Source organism: Vibrio sp. 10N.237.312.B06 (assembly GCF_041464685.1).
GTDB classification, from domain to species: domain Bacteria; phylum Pseudomonadota; class Gammaproteobacteria; order Enterobacterales; family Vibrionaceae; genus Vibrio; species Vibrio tasmaniensis_A.
The window spans coordinates 34,017-48,153 of record NZ_JBFSPI010000008.1; the positions used below are offsets into that span (position 1 = coordinate 34,017).

At 43.7% G+C, this 14,137-nt stretch carries 12 protein-coding genes; 2 read left to right on the forward strand and 10 right to left on the reverse strand.

Annotated features, from left to right (window positions below):
- Positions 1–291: 291 nt before the first annotated feature.
- From AB6C75_RS03735 to AB6C75_RS03745, 3 genes are all read right to left on the reverse strand, one after another.
- Positions 292–1,662, reverse strand: coding sequence for a DASS family sodium-coupled anion symporter (locus AB6C75_RS03735; RefSeq protein WP_017082762.1), 1,371 nt, complete (start codon positions 1,660–1,662; stop codon positions 292–294).
- Between the two features lie 196 nt (positions 1,663–1,858).
- A complete protein-coding gene (locus AB6C75_RS03740) occupies positions 1,859–2,659 on the reverse strand; it encodes a vancomycin high temperature exclusion protein (RefSeq protein ID WP_265123348.1) in 801 nt (266 codons plus the stop codon).
- A gap of 235 nt (positions 2,660–2,894) precedes the next feature.
- Positions 2,895–4,583 (reverse strand): NAD-dependent malic enzyme, encoded by a 1,689-nt coding sequence (locus AB6C75_RS03745; protein WP_004733414.1) that lies wholly within the window; start codon positions 4,581–4,583, stop codon positions 2,895–2,897.
- A gap of 184 nt (positions 4,584–4,767) precedes the next feature.
- Between AB6C75_RS03745 and AB6C75_RS03750 the strand changes: the two genes are divergently transcribed.
- Both AB6C75_RS03750 and AB6C75_RS03755 read left to right on the forward strand, forming a co-directional pair.
- Entirely contained in the window at positions 4,768–7,146 is a 2,379-nt protein-coding gene (locus AB6C75_RS03750; protein WP_372106948.1) for a helicase-related protein, read from the forward strand.
- A gap of 203 nt (positions 7,147–7,349) precedes the next feature.
- Entirely contained in the window at positions 7,350–7,727 is a 378-nt protein-coding gene (locus tag AB6C75_RS03755) for a hypothetical protein (protein WP_004733416.1), read from the forward strand.
- 219 nt (positions 7,728–7,946) lie between these two features.
- On the opposite strand, the gene AB6C75_RS03760 is transcribed toward AB6C75_RS03755, so the two are convergent.
- The 7 genes from AB6C75_RS03760 to AB6C75_RS03790 form a co-directional block, all read right to left on the reverse strand.
- Positions 7,947–9,050: a phosphoribosylaminoimidazolesuccinocarboxamide synthase gene (locus tag AB6C75_RS03760; protein WP_371695729.1), complete on the reverse strand. Its 1,104-nt coding sequence runs from the start codon at positions 9,048–9,050 to the stop codon at positions 7,947–7,949.
- A gap of 253 nt (positions 9,051–9,303) precedes the next feature.
- Complete coding sequence (locus AB6C75_RS03765) at positions 9,304–9,711, reverse strand: SulA-like leucine-rich domain-containing protein (RefSeq protein WP_269334863.1); 408 nt, start codon at positions 9,709–9,711, stop codon at positions 9,304–9,306.
- A 321-nt stretch (positions 9,712–10,032) separates the two neighbouring features.
- A complete protein-coding gene (locus AB6C75_RS03770; protein WP_017098749.1) occupies positions 10,033–10,221 on the reverse strand; it encodes a hypothetical protein in 189 nt (62 codons plus the stop codon).
- A gap of 165 nt (positions 10,222–10,386) precedes the next feature.
- Positions 10,387–11,487, reverse strand: a complete 1,101-nt coding sequence (locus AB6C75_RS03775; protein ID WP_372106951.1) for a hypothetical protein — start codon at positions 11,485–11,487, stop codon at positions 10,387–10,389.
- A 142-nt stretch (positions 11,488–11,629) separates the two neighbouring features.
- Positions 11,630–12,298, reverse strand: a complete 669-nt coding sequence (locus tag AB6C75_RS03780; protein ID WP_372106953.1) for an OmpA family protein — start codon at positions 12,296–12,298, stop codon at positions 11,630–11,632.
- Positions 12,299–12,403: 105 nt separating this feature from the next.
- The gene (locus tag AB6C75_RS03785) at positions 12,404–13,093 is read right to left on the reverse strand and encodes a DUF2786 domain-containing protein (RefSeq protein WP_009846484.1); all 690 of its coding nucleotides are present in this window, start codon (positions 13,091–13,093) and stop codon (positions 12,404–12,406) included.
- 220 nt (positions 13,094–13,313) lie between these two features.
- A complete protein-coding gene (locus tag AB6C75_RS03790; protein WP_009846485.1) occupies positions 13,314–13,997 on the reverse strand; it encodes a DUF3334 family protein in 684 nt (227 codons plus the stop codon).
- Positions 13,998–14,137 lie beyond the last annotated feature (140 nt).

Consider the following 14,137-nt stretch of genomic DNA (forward strand, 5'->3'; position numbering starts at 1 on the left):
AGTTTATTGGTTTATAAGCCACACGTGCATATGTGACGTGTGGCGTTTTTATGGTTCTTATCCCAATAGCCAAAACAAAAAAGGTGGCGCGGGGCCACCAAAAGGGAAAAGCGTTTCTTGTTTTTAGATGCCCGTTTGGCTGATCTTGCTAGTTAAACTGATCTTGTTAGCTGATCGGGCATTTTTGTACTGGTTGAGCCGGGGGAAGCTGCAACCAGATGTTTTTGAGTGTGGGGGGGGGCATTCCTATAAGCTCTTGTCTATAAACATAAGTCTATAGGGCGTTAGTGCTTACCAAAAGATCCACGCGAACAGTGTTAGCACTAGAATACAAACTAGGTTCAACACCATACCGACTCGCATCATTTCTTTTTGTTTGATATGACCAGAGCCAAATACAATCGCATTAGGTGGTGTCGCGACTGGTAGCATGAAGGCACAAGATGCGGCAATCGCAATCAGTGCAGATAAGATAACAGGTGACATACCCAGCGCTTCAGCAATGGTTGCAAATACAGGGACAAGCAATGCCGCACTCGCTGTGTTACTCGCAAACTCCGTTAGGAATACCACGAACGCTACCACGGCTAGAATCGTAAGAAGTACACCTGCTGTTTCTAAAAATCCGCTTAGTGAGTGTGCTAGGAATACGCTGGTTCCAGTCGCTTTAAGAATGTTACTTAAACAGATACCGCCACCGAACAGGATAAGCACACCCCAATCCGTTGTCTTCTCGACATCTTTCCATTCAACCGCTCTAGAAGCGCCAAGCAGTACAATGGCACCAATCGCTACCAAGCTATCAAACTTAGAGAATCCGCCAATCATTGCATTAATTGGTTTTCCGAATATCCAAAGCGTTACGGTTAAAAGGAAGATAGACAATGTGATTTTTTTGCTGTTTGTCCACTCTACAGGAGCGTGGTCTAGCTCAAATTTATGGTCGAGCTTTGGCTTAGTCATCACGTACAGGACAACCATTGTGATGGGCAATAAGATCATTGAGATAGGTAGACCTAGCGCCATCCATTCTGTGAAACTTAAACCAACTTCTGCGGCAGCAATTGCGTTTGGTGGGCTACCCACTAAGGTTGCGATACCACCGATTGAAGCACAGTAAGCGATACCCAATAGTACGAACACGTAGGTGTTGCGGTCTTCACTTTGGTCAACTTTGTTCATGATGCCTAGAACAAGAGGAAGCATCATTGCTGTGGTGGCTGTGTTAGAGATCCACATTGATAAGCCCGCACTCACACCGAACAGCATGAACACGGCGACCGACATTCTGCCTTTTGCAATCAACAGTACTTTGTCAGCAATCGCTTTATCTAACTCTTGCTTGTTCAGCGCGGCTGCCAATGCGAAGCCACCCATGAATAGGAAGATGATTGGGTTCGAAAAGTTAGCCAGCGCAGCGGGCGTGTTGAATACACCAAACAAGACAGCCAATAGGGGAACGAGCAAAGCGGTGATGCTAACGTGAATCGCTTCTGTTAACCATAAAATGGCAACGAACACGAGAATACTTAAACCTGTATTCACTTGTGATTCGAAAGGAAGATTATTGAGCAAAAGTGCAAATAACGTGAAATTACCAATTAAGATCATGCTGTTGCGGGTAAACAACCAGTGTTTCAGTGTAGTAACAAGTGCCGTCATAAGACGCTCCTTTTGTTATCCTCGTTTTATTGGTGTACGACTTCATTGAGTCGTGCTTATTATTTTCGAGGTATATAGCTTGATGTAGGGTCAGATTTTGTTGGAAGAATGTTACTCAAGTTAATAAAGGAGTGTTGGTGTGTTTTTGCTTAACAATGGGGAAGTGTGAGGCAACAAATTCAAAATGTGTAGTTTTCTACACATCGGTCTCTGCTGGTTCTAAAATAGGGCTTGCTGCAGGGTCTACAACAGGGTTTACAGTGGGGTCAGTCATAGGGTTTGGAATCGGAAATGATTCCGGTTTTGGACTGGGTTGAATCGGCTCTTTAGGGCCAAGGAACTTTGGCGTTGTCCCCATAATATACAGATCAAGGAATGCTTTGGTGCGCGCAAACACTTCACGTAAACGTATTGAGGTTCCCGAATGGTGAGTTGGTCCTGAAACCGCCAAACACTGCGCATGAATATCGTAAGAATTGGCGATGAAGAGCGCTCTTTCACAGTGGAATTTCTGAGTGATGATCAGAAAATTATCAGTATCGAATATCTTTTTAGCGCGAACAATCGAGTCCAAGGTTCTAAACCCCGCGTAATCTAGATTGATGCGTTCATCGGGGACACCCGCTTTCAACAAGTCGCGTTTCATCGTCCACGGCTCATTGTAAGAGCGATGAGCGTTATCGCCACTCAGTAGAAATTGGTCAACTTTTTCACGATCGAACAGCTCAATCGCGGCTTCGATTCGGTGTTTATAATAGTCGTTGAGTGTTCTACCCAAATATTTGCTCGTGCCAAGCACAACCGCGACCTCAAGCTCGGGCACGTCATCAATATCGTAGATGATGCGATCTTCCGCTTGCCATGAAACCCAATAATCGATCGCAATAACCGCAGCGCTGCCAACTAAGAACACGAGGAAAGCGCCAAACAGAAAACCTTGTAGTTTTTTGTAAGCTTTTAATAAGTAGCTACGGAAAATGTGAGAATCAAATTTCACTCTCGTTATGGTCCTTTGACTGAGCATTAATTTTTGAGTGCTCGATAATACCAAATAAAAATGAGAAAAATCAGTTAAAAAGACAAGACAGTGTAAAGAAAAAAGCCCCTGCAGTTGCAGAGGCTCTTGTAAGAGTAGTTAACGCTCTTTATTCCAAGCGCAGTACGCTTTATTCCAAGCGCAGTACGCTTTATTCCAAGCGCAGTACGCTTTATTCAAAGTACAGCACGCTTTATTAGAATGCAGTACGCTTGTAGCGACGGTAAACCGGCTGCCAGAAGTGCTGGTCAATCGCTTGTTGAAGAGCTTCTTCAGTGATCTCTAGTGCAACACCTTGCTCAATCGCTTTCTTACCAACGGCAAGAGCAATCTTCTTAGATACGGTGTGGATCTCTTCTAATGGTGGAAGTAGCGCACCTGAACCATTGATAGCAAGTGGAGAACACGTAGCAAGCGCACGGCTTGATTCCATCAACATTTCATCAGTGATACGTGACGCATTCACAGCCAATACACCAAGGCCAATACCTGGGAAGATGTAGCTGTTGTTACACTGAGCGATTGGGTAAGTGGTGCCGTTATGAGTTACTGGCTCAAATGGGCTACCTGTCGCAACCAGTGCTTGGCCATCAGTCCAACGAATAATGTCGTTTGGAGTTGCTTCAACACGGCTTGTTGGGTTAGACAGTGGGAACACGATAGGGCGTTCACAGTGTAGGTTCATCTCTTTGATGACTTCTTTGCTGAACAGACCTGGAGCACCAGATACACCAACTAATACGGTTGGTTTCGCGTGGCGAACAACGTCTAGTAGAGAGAAACCAGTGCCGTCGCTTTCCCAGTCTTTAGTGTTTTCGTTGGTTTGAACGAGACGCTGTTGGAAATCAAGCAGGTTTTGCATGCCTTCCTGTAGCAGACCCCAACGGTCAACCATGTAAACTTGAGAGCGAGCTTGTGCATCGCTGATACCTTCAGACACCATTTGAGCAATGATAGCTTCAGCAATACCACAACCTGCAGAACCCGCACCTAAGAAGGTGATGCGTTGATCTGAAAGTTTGCTGTTTGCTGCTTTACATGCTGCAAGTAGAGAACCAACCGTTACGGCTGCTGTGCCTTGGATATCATCGTTGAAACAACAGAGGCGATCTTTGTAACGCTCAAGCAGTGGCATTGCGTTCTTTTGTGCGAAATCTTCGAACTGAACTAATGCATCAGGCCAACGGCGTTGAACTGCTTGGATGAACTCTTCAACGAATGCATCGTAGTCAGCACCTGTGATACGAGGGTGACGCCAGCCCATGTACATTGGGTCTGCAAGACGTTGAGGGTTGTTTGTACCCACATCGAGCACGATAGGTAGCATGTAAGCTGGGCTGATACCGCCACAAGCTGTGTACAGTGCTAGCTTACCAATTGGAATACCCATGCCACCGATACCTTGGTCTCCCAAACCAAGAATACGCTCACCATCCGTAACCACGATAACTTTAACGTTGTGGTTTGTCGCATTGTTCAGTAGGTCATCGATACGATCGCGGTTCGGGTATGAGATAAACAGACCACGGCCACGACGGTAAATATTTGAGAAGTTCTCACATGCTGCGCCAACCGTTGGCGTGTAAATGATAGGCATCATTTCAGAAATGTGGTTTTGAACTAAACGATAAAAAAGCGTTTCATTAGTGTCTTGGATGTTACGAAGGTAGATATGCTTATCCATATCACTTTCGAAGTTACAATATTGCTTGTATGCACGTCCTACTTGTTCTTGGATTGTTTCGGTCGTTTCCGGTAACAAGCCTTCAAGGTTGAAAGAACTGCGCTCTTCAGCAGAGAATGCGCTGCCTTTGTTTAGAAGAGGGGTACTTAGTAGAGCAGGACCAGCATAAGGGATATATAGAGGGCGTTTATCGTTGTTCATTGGATGCCTAATATGGGAGAAAGGGTAACCGAAAAATGATAACGGTTTAGTTATTCAATTGTAAATAGTTTCCCTCCGATCTTTGCAAACAAAATGATATTCTTACCTATGTCCCACACTTATCGAATTCTAGCGCCATAATTCGTTATACTTCGCTCACACTTTTTCGCGACTCCTCCTTTTTATGTCATTACTTCCTATCGATTCTTATCAAAACGTATTCCACGAGCAAATCGCCAATTCTCACCTTGTAGTCGAAGCTGAAACCGGATCGGGTAAATCAACACGTTTGCCACTTTGGGCTTCTCTGCATGGACGAGTGCTGGTGGTGGAACCAAGACGTATCGCGTGTACGTCATTGGCTAAATACCTCGCACAGCAATCGGGTGAGAAGCTTGGTAGCAAGGTTGGCTATGCGATTAAGCTTGAGTCGGAGTACAACGAGCAAACTAACGTTGTTTTTGTTACTCCCGGTATCGCGCTGCGTTGGTTATCAGAAGACGGATTAGCCAGTTTTGATGTGATTGTGGTGGATGAGTTTCACGAGAGGCGCTGGGACATTGATCTGCTGGTGGCGATTCTCAAACAAAAAGAGAGCCATCGCTTGGTGATCACTTCAGCAACCATTGAAGGTGAGCGTCTTGCTCATTATTTGGATGCGAATCGAATAAGCTGTGAAGGGCGAACTTATAAAGTTGAGATTGAGCACCGAGCGAATGAATCCAGAACGCTGCCTGACATTCGACATCTAGAGCAGCGCATTGCGGAAGAAGTGAATTATCAGCTGATCGCTTCTTCTGGCGATATGTTGGTTTTTCTGCCGGGTAAAAAAGAGATCGTGCAATGCGAACAAGCCTTGGCAAAGAATCCAGACATCCAAGTAGTGAAATTGCATGCGTCGGTCAGTGATAAAGAGCGAGATTTAGCGTTATCGGGTCGTAATATCAATACTGAAGGTAATAGCCTGAGAAAGGTCATTTTGGCGACCAACGTTGCTGAAACCTCCCTCACCATACCTGATATTGGCGTGGTGATAGATTCAGGATTAGAAAGACGCACCGTTCAACGAAACGGAAGAACCACACTGATGCTTAAATCCATATCACGAGCGAGTGCCAAACAACGAGCTGGCCGCGCGGGTAGGGTGATGGATGGCATTTGTGTGCGTCTATATGGCGAGCATGCGGCGTTAGAGTTAGTCACACCACCTGAATTGCAGCGTGAAGAGCTGACAGAACCTATGTTGGCCGCGGCATGTTGTGGTGCTCCGTTTGAGAGCTTGTCCTTCCTTGATCCTATTCCTGAGAAGTCATTAAACAGCGCGACTCAAACCTTGCTCACGATGGAGGCGATTAATAGCGACCATCAAATTACCGAGCATGGCAAAAAGCTGTATCCGTTGCCGATTGACGCTTTGTATGCCGATATTGTTACTCGAATCAAAACCAAAGCATTAAAAGAAGCGATGGTCGATCTCACTGCTGCGTTGTCCGTTCCTGCTCGCTTGTACCAATTGCCAACCAATGCAGAACATCTTGAAGCGCTGGCTCAGCAAGAGAAAGAAGAGTGTGACTTAAGCCTGTTGATTCAGATTGTTCGCGGTCGTGATTATCCGCATTTAGAAATCGACCAACAGGCACTGAATGAAGCACAAGGGCTGGCAAAGCAAATGCGTGAGGTGTTTGAACTTCCTCAGTTAGAAGTCGCGTCACGTTTCCAACGTATTGAACTGCTTAAGACTATTGTGAATTTGCATCCTGAGCTGGTGTTTGTGCGCCGACTGAAGAGGAAAGAAGCCTTTGCCAATGGAGTGTTAGAGGTAGTACTTGGCCGTCAGAATCGTTTCCCGGACAATGCACAAGCGATGTTGGTGCTTGATCCCCATAGTTTGCCGGGAAGAGGTGTTAAGCAAACACTGACCTTAGCGACGGTCACGGCACCTATTCCTCTTGAGCTTATCATCGAAGCTGAACTCGGAGAGTGGGAGCAAGGTGAAACAAGAATAAATGATGATGGAGTCTTTACCGAGATGGCTTTGGTGTACGCAGGCCGTACAATTACGACCAAGCTCGTCGCGGCTGAAGGGCAACTATCATTAAAGCCTATTGTCGATCTTGTGTTAAAAGGAGTCCAACTTCCCGGTTTTGCAAAGGTTCGCACTCAAGAAATCAAACACTGGCAGCTGTATGTGAAACTCGGTCTCGATGAACAAACCCAATACACACCAGAAATTGAGAACATTAACTTTGAGCTATGGTTGATAGAGCAGCTTGAGGTGCTAGGTGTCACTGATGTGAGCGAATTGGAAATGTTCGACCATGCAGACATACCTTTCGATGGGATTCCAAGTTGGCTCTATTCAGAGTTCTCTGAAAAATACCCGTTTGCACTGAGCCTTGCCGACTTACAATTCGATGTAGAATACTTGCCCGCACGAAAGCTGATTTACGTGCACTATCAATCGGGTAGCCGAAAGTTATCACCAAAACGCTGGGAGCTGCCAACATGGTCTGGCTGGCGTATTCAATACAAAAAAGCGAGCCGGATAATTGATATAAAATAGATAGATAAGTTTTATCTCTAAAATATTAATCAAATAGGTGCATATATGATTATTCAGTGCTTATTTTGTTACAAAATTGATTTTTATATGCCTTTTTAACCAATCAAAAGGTCATAAAAGACTATTCTTCTATATCCTATTGCTATAAAGAAAGAGTTGATAGATATTGAGTATATTGTGTTGTCAAAGTGTCGGGGGACATCATGGAAAAACAGATAGAGACGCGTGTAGAGTTCGATTACACAACCTTTCTTGGCGCCTCATGCAGTAAAAAATGGACTTTTCTGGAAGCACTAACCACAATTGCGCCAGTATTCAGTACCGTCTGGCGAGATAGCATTAAAGAGCTAGCAAGCCCTGAAGATCGTTTATGGCAGATGGCATTAAAATCAATGTCGACGCGTAAAAGTGATGAGTCAAACATTGTTACCTTACTTAAGCTAGCTAGGCTAGAAGGGATTAATGAGCTCAAAGTTGTTATGCCGTATTCTCTTGAAGAAGAGCAGATAGAGTACATCGAGACGCGCAGTCATTTGGTGATCGCCGAGAATACTGGAGAAGAGTTTACTATCAAGCTGTAATCTCTCATTATTGCTTAGAGCTTAGAGCTTAGAGCTTAGAGCTTAGAGCTTAGAGCTTAGAGCATACAGCTTAGAGCATACAGCTTAGAAGCTAGCTCAAAGAATATTAAAAATCGCACACGTAAAAAGGGCCTCAATAATGATGAGGCCCTTTTAGTATCTGAAATTTGTGTTTACGAGCTTACTCGCTTTCTAGACTGAAATCAGTCAATCAGTCAATCAGTCAACTAGACCATAGTCAGCACGCAGTACATCGATGATTTCTTGCTTAGGATTCTCGCTCAGTACGATCTCTGCACCTGTGATTTTCGCTGCGATATCAAGATAAGTGCGCGACAGAGACATCAATGAATCCAATGGAAGTTCATTGTCACGAGCTAACGCTTCACGCTCTGGCATACGCTCTTTGTTCAAAAGAATATCAGCATCAGGGAAGTAGTTAAGCAGGAACTGGCGGAAACCTTCTTTTGAATTCTCAACGATGTTGCCGTTATTGTATTCCTGAGTATCCCAAATGCGAGATGAATCTGGAGTACCGACTTCATCCATGTAGATAAGCTTTTCTTTGCCTTGAGCATCGTTCACATAGCCGAACTCAAATTTCGTATCGACAAAGGTTTGATCGACTTTTGCTAGCGCTTGGCTAATTACGTTGAAGCCTTCTTTTAGAAGTTTCTCGTAATGCGCAATGTCACTTGCTTGAGTAAAATTGAATGCTGCGAAGTTATCTTCGATGTTGTTACGTGTGATGTTCACATCATCAGCTTCTGGAACGCCAGGAATACCTTGCAAAATCCCTTTTGTAGAAGGCGTGATCAGTAGCTCAGGCAATTTCTTATCTTTCTCAAGGCCTTCTGGCATCTCGATACCACAGAATTCGCGTTCGCCGTTTGCGTATGCACGCCACATTGAACCTGTGATGTATTGACGACAAATCGCTTCGATCATGACTGGGCGAGCTTTTTGTACAATCCATACGAACGGGTGAGGGATATCAAGAATATGACTGTCAGCGAGGCCGTTGTCTTTAAATAATTTGAACCAGTGGTTAGAGATAGCATTCAGAGCCGCTCCTTTACCTGGGACACCTTTTAGATTCCCTTCACCACGCCAGATACAATCAAATGCAGAGATACGGTCACTGATCACCATGATTGCTAAAGGCGCATCTGGTGCTACATCGTAGCCTTTCTCTTTAATTAGTCGTTGGCTATCTTCTTCAGTTAACCAGTAGACCGAACGAACCTTGCCACTGTGGACAGGTTTATCAGTACGGATTGGTAGGTCATCATTTACGGCAAGAACTTGATCAGCAAGGCTCATTTAGACATTCCTATCTTTTATCAAACGTCATACAGAGAAGTGCGGTGTGCACATGATTAGACGGGCATTATACCCAATCTACTATTTGCTTCCAGAGAAAAAGCAAACGATTGCTAAATCTATTGTTTAAATAAAAACCCCCGCCTAACAATCCGCTAAAAAATTGGCGAATTGTAGGGCAGGGGAAGGCAGTATATTTGGACTGTGTTTTTGAGCTATGTTTTTGAGCCAAAATGTTATTAAGCAAGGTGGTTTAGTGAATACGCTCTGAATTGGCATCAATAAAGAAGACTTCACACTGAAAGCGCAGTCCTAATGTTCTTAGGTATTGCTGACTGAATTGATCAATCGAAGCACTCGCAACAATCGCGCTCGCATTCTTAGATCGAATGGCTTTCTCGACGGTTTCTACTTCTGTCATTTGATTAGAGGCTTTCATGTGAATAACACGATCACAGCAAACATTATGTTGCTGCAGTTGTTTAGCCGATGGTCTTGGTGTTTGAGCCGTAAACAGTAACCACTGATGTTGATTGGACAGCAACGCCATTTTGGCAAACAACGCTTCTTCGTTTGAACTTTTTGTGTCACGAGAGACGGATGTAAATGCGCAGTGAGTTAGCGGGCTAGAGTGTTGTGCTTTAACGTGTGCTGGAATCATTTTGCTGTCCTTATATACATGCTGTATGTGTATACAGTAGTTTTTGTTGCTTATAAGATCAAGCGTTTTTTGAGGGATTATTGGACGATCTTGCTTGGTTGGGTAAGTGGTTTTTATTTAAGTTATTGAAAATATGATAAAAATTAAATTTGAATGAATTTGTTGTTTTGTCTCATAAGTTGAAGAAATGTGAGCTTTATACAGGTGTATACAGTGGGTTTGACAGACAAGTACTGTATACACCTGTATAGAAGATAAGAAGATAAATCTCAGATACAAAAAAAGCGCCTTAGGCGCTTTCTTATATTTCAACGGTGTTGCTTATCTCAATGTCGCTTGGGAGAGTTTTGCTCTCATTTCCATTTCACCAATATTGAACTGGCGAACATCAATGGTGGCCATATCATTGCACTCTTTACATGCATGATGACACTTACCATCTAGGTAGTCGTGCTTTTTAACTAGGCTTGGCTTTTTGCACCAATCACAAACGCCTTCTATTGTGAACATATTCTCTCCTCACCTGTTTAAGTCAGGTGTATTTTCTGCGCAAATTATGACACAAGTAAGACTCATTAGTTAATAGTTTGTTACCTGTTTTTGAGAGGGGGATCGATTGCAGTACTAATAAAATCGATATCTTTGCGACTTTGGAAATCGAGTTTGCTTGGTTGTTTACGTTTTTGCAACACTCTTAAGGATGGTTTTTAGCGAATTGTTCAAACGTTTCATCTCTTCGTCACATCCGTAACCATCTGGGTGATAGATTTTGGATAGCTGTTTATATCGAATTTTAATGCTTTTTTGATTCGGAATTGAGCTAGGTGTATACCCAAATAGAGCGCAGGCTACTTGTAAATTGTTCAGGCTGTTGTCATTTTTCTGTTTTTTTAACTCATGGAACATCGTGTGCAGCTGACGTTTCTGCTGCTTAATAGTGAAGTCCTTCGAGCTAAGCTGTGCTTCAAGTGTCTGCTTTTGTTGCCCCAATTCACCCGATTTTAGAGCGTGTCTTCTTTTTGATATCACCAGAGTCATGATAATGCTGACAATTGAAATCAACACGGCTAAGGCTGTGCCAATTAGATAGTCTGAATACGTTAGGTTAGAACGTGTTACCTGCTCTCTAGAGGGCAGATAAGAAGGGGAGCTACTTGCTCGCTCTGGATTAGATAGCCTCTGATTCGTGCTGCTTTCAGCAATGACGTTGTCGTTGAGCTTTTCAATCGAAGAGATCTGCTTGGCACGTTGCTGGTTGAATTGCGCTTCCAGTATGCGGTTATAGCCATCTTCGGCTTTTGGATTGTTTTTTAAGGCCGCTTCATACCATAGCTGTGCTTCATCTAATGGTTTTAGGAGTTCTTTCTCAAGTGAGGATTCGTAGAGCTTTGCGACTTCGATAGGCGCGCGCTGGTTACCTTGCAAGGCTGATTTAATAAACCATTCTAAAGCTAGCTTGTTGCTTTGCTCTACACCTGATCCTGCCAAGTACCATTCAGCCAGCCTAAATTGCGCATTTGCATTGCCGTTTTCTGCGGATTGCGAGTACCAATAAAATGCATCGTTGGTGCTCAAAGGGACATCATTACCTGATTCATAAGCTTGAGCTAGTTGGTATTGAGAAACTGGATCTTGAGGTTGAGATTCTATCGAGAATGCAACGTTGCTTTCTGCATGAACGATGTGTGCAGTAGAGAACTGTATTGTAGAAAAGATGAGGGTGAAAAATAGAGTTCTAAGAAGTGATGATGACAGAAAGTTGGATAGGATAAACAATAGATAAGTCTCGTTAAAAAGCCCAGAGTCGGTATATCAGTATGAATATGGCTAGTCGTGTGACTTTGAACAAGCAACACGACGATAAGCGACTATATAGAGGTTAATTCAATAGATAAAGACGAACTGGGCTTTAATCGTGCTACTTAAGCGGCAAGATTTGAATTTCTACGCGACGGTTACAAGCGCGACCTTGAGAGGTGTTGTTGTCACATAGAGGGTAACGCTCACCGTTACCTCGAGCAATGGCACGGCCTGCAGCAACGTCTTGAGAGATCAAGAATGCACGAACCGATTCAGCACGACGTTCAGAAAGAACTTGGTTAGAAGACTCGCTGCCTGTGCTGTCAGTGTGACCTTCGATCACTAGGCTAGTGTCTGGGTATCCAACTAAGATGCGCGCAACGCCGCGAAGTGTTTTGTGGATGCTTGATTCTAAAGCGTAAGAACCAGAATCGAAGCCAATGCCGTTCTCTAGGCGAAGTAGAAGTTGGTTCTCACCAACACGCTCGACTTGAACGCCTGAGTTCATGAGTTCTTCACGAAGTGCAGCTTCTTGCTGGTCAAAGTAGTAACCGATACCACCGCCAACTGCGGCGCCACCTGCTGCGCCGATGAGTGCACGCTTACGACGGTCTTTAGAGTCGTCACCCGTAGCAGCACCAGCAACAGCACCGGCGATTGCACCAATTAAAGCGCCTTGAGTTGCGGAATTAGTCTCAGATTCGCCTGTTGTCGCGTTTTGGCGTTGAGTTGCCTGACAACCCGTTAGAGCAACAGTGAGTGCCAGGGCTAGTGTGATTTTTTTCAACGTATTTCTCCATCATGTACTTCTGTCAAACGCATGAATTACGAAAGACAACAATAAGTCCTATTGGTGGTTTTTATCAATACGCTGAAGCAATGTAAAGTGGCTTTATGATTTAGTTATTTTTTTAACGGCTTGAGTTCCGCCAACAGGTCGATTTACAGACAGTTTTCGACCTTTCTTCAAACCAACTTCATAGTCTGCGGTGAGGTTTTTCATCGCTTCTCTGAGTTGTTGTTTGAACGTTTCGCGGTCGATGTTTTGGAATTCTTTATCAATGTAGTTATTGATCTTGTTGTTTGACTCGTCGTCTGGGGTGATAACAGGCAGTTTTTCAAGCGCACCTTCTACCCAACCCGAAACGTAAGAGTTTACGCGACGTGTTACTTCTAGTGTCCCTGTTCCCGAGCCCGCAAAACTGTTTCTGAATTGGCCAGTGTGCTCATTCAGTTCGCGATAAATAATATCGAACGCAAAAGCCGCGAAGATAGCGCGATCGGCTTCACCAATGAATTCAACGCGTTTAAGGCCTTTGTGATTCAGTAACACGGCTTCTACGCCAAACTTGGTGTTAATACCACGAATAACACGCAGCAGTGTAGAGCTGATATTTGCAGGTAACAGGTGACTGGATTGAGTTTTTCCCATCTTGATAAATTCAATATCGTCCTTTTCGAGACCATATTTCAGCATCAAGTTATGCGCCATTTTTATCGCATTGGCAGCTTCATTGACGTTCGCAGAGTTTCCAAGCTCAAGACACTTGGCAATTTTCTTTAGGGCTTTTTTCTTATCCATCGACAACTTAATCATTACCGCAAATTTTTAAAAGTCCAACATTTTACATGTTTTGGCGAGTAACAGCAAAGTCAAAAGTCATTTGTAGGAATGTGGTGAACGATTATGGAAGATAAGGATATAGTAAGGAAGCGGCGACTCCCGGACAAAACAAAACGCCATCAAGAGGATTGATGGCGTTAGTGACACGATTTTTAGAATGTGCTAGAGCTTTCGCAAACTAGATTCCAAGTTCATCGAGTAAATCAGCTGCAGAATCGTTGCCTGAACTTTGCTCTGGCTGCTTTGGTTCTTGCATTTTTTTCTGAGTCGCTTCAAGAATGCTGTCTGGACATTCGTCTTCAGCGATTTCAAATTCTTCCAATTGGATGAATTCAGTTTTGTCCATTGCAAGCTCAAGGTAGAAAATGTTGTTGTCCGCAGTAGAGAAAGTAACACGACGAGCTTGCGGGCGATCTAAGTTAGTATCAACAGAAAGGTTCACTTGCTTGTTCAGTGCCAGCATTTTCGGTTGGTTTTGTGTGATGTTAGTTTGCAGTTCTTTACGGATTTTGTTTGTAAAGTCGCCAACCAACTGGTTCATCAACTCACCTAATACATCACCTACTTCGTCTGAAGTATGAAGTACAGCGAGTTCGTCTTCAGGCATGCCCATATTACGCATGTAATTTGTGTAGATCTCTAGCGCTGCTTTCGACGTAAAATTGATAACAACAAGACCTGAAAAACCGCCGTCGAACAAGACGAAACAACCAAAATCTGGCTTAAGGCTTGTCTTGTTGATCTTTTGAACCATTGCTGAGTAGGACACCTGTGAAGCCGTCGCTGAAGTAAGTACGTTTGAGACTGATTGGCATAGCTTAAGAAGAATATCTTCAGTTGTGACTGTTTTGCTTTTTTTCATTGTTATTTGCTCATGGAGATGTCGTAAAAAAGTTATCTACTATCTTACTACTGAATTAAGACGAAAGTGACTATTTCTCCATTCTTGCACCGAGATTCTTATTTGATCACCTTTTTATATGATCTTAATAGTAGTAAAGT

Excerpts from the sequence above, each read along its gene's own strand:
- AB6C75_RS03735 (WP_017082762.1), bottom strand. The coding sequence starts at position 1,662 with ATGACGGCACTTGTTACTACACTGAAACACTGGTTGTTTACCCGCAAC.
- AB6C75_RS03745 (WP_004733414.1), bottom strand. The coding sequence starts at position 4,583 with ATGAACAACGATAAACGCCCTCTATATATCCCTTATGCTGGTCCTGCT.
- AB6C75_RS03750 (WP_372106948.1), top strand. The coding sequence starts at position 4,768 with ATGTCATTACTTCCTATCGATTCTTATCAAAACGTATTCCACGAGCAA.
- AB6C75_RS03755 (WP_004733416.1), top strand. The coding sequence starts at position 7,350 with ATGGAAAAACAGATAGAGACGCGTGTAGAGTTCGATTACACAACCTTT.
- AB6C75_RS03760 (WP_371695729.1), bottom strand. The coding sequence starts at position 9,050 with ATGAGCCTTGCTGATCAAGTTCTTGCCGTAAATGATGACCTACCAATC.
- AB6C75_RS03765 (WP_269334863.1), bottom strand. The coding sequence starts at position 9,711 with ATGATTCCAGCACACGTTAAAGCACAACACTCTAGCCCGCTAACTCAC.
- AB6C75_RS03770 (WP_017098749.1), bottom strand. The coding sequence starts at position 10,221 with ATGTTCACAATAGAAGGCGTTTGTGATTGGTGCAAAAAGCCAAGCCTA.
- AB6C75_RS03785 (WP_009846484.1), bottom strand. The coding sequence starts at position 13,093 with ATGGATAAGAAAAAAGCCCTAAAGAAAATTGCCAAGTGTCTTGAGCTT.
- AB6C75_RS03790 (WP_009846485.1), bottom strand. The coding sequence starts at position 13,997 with ATGAAAAAAAGCAAAACAGTCACAACTGAAGATATTCTTCTTAAGCTA.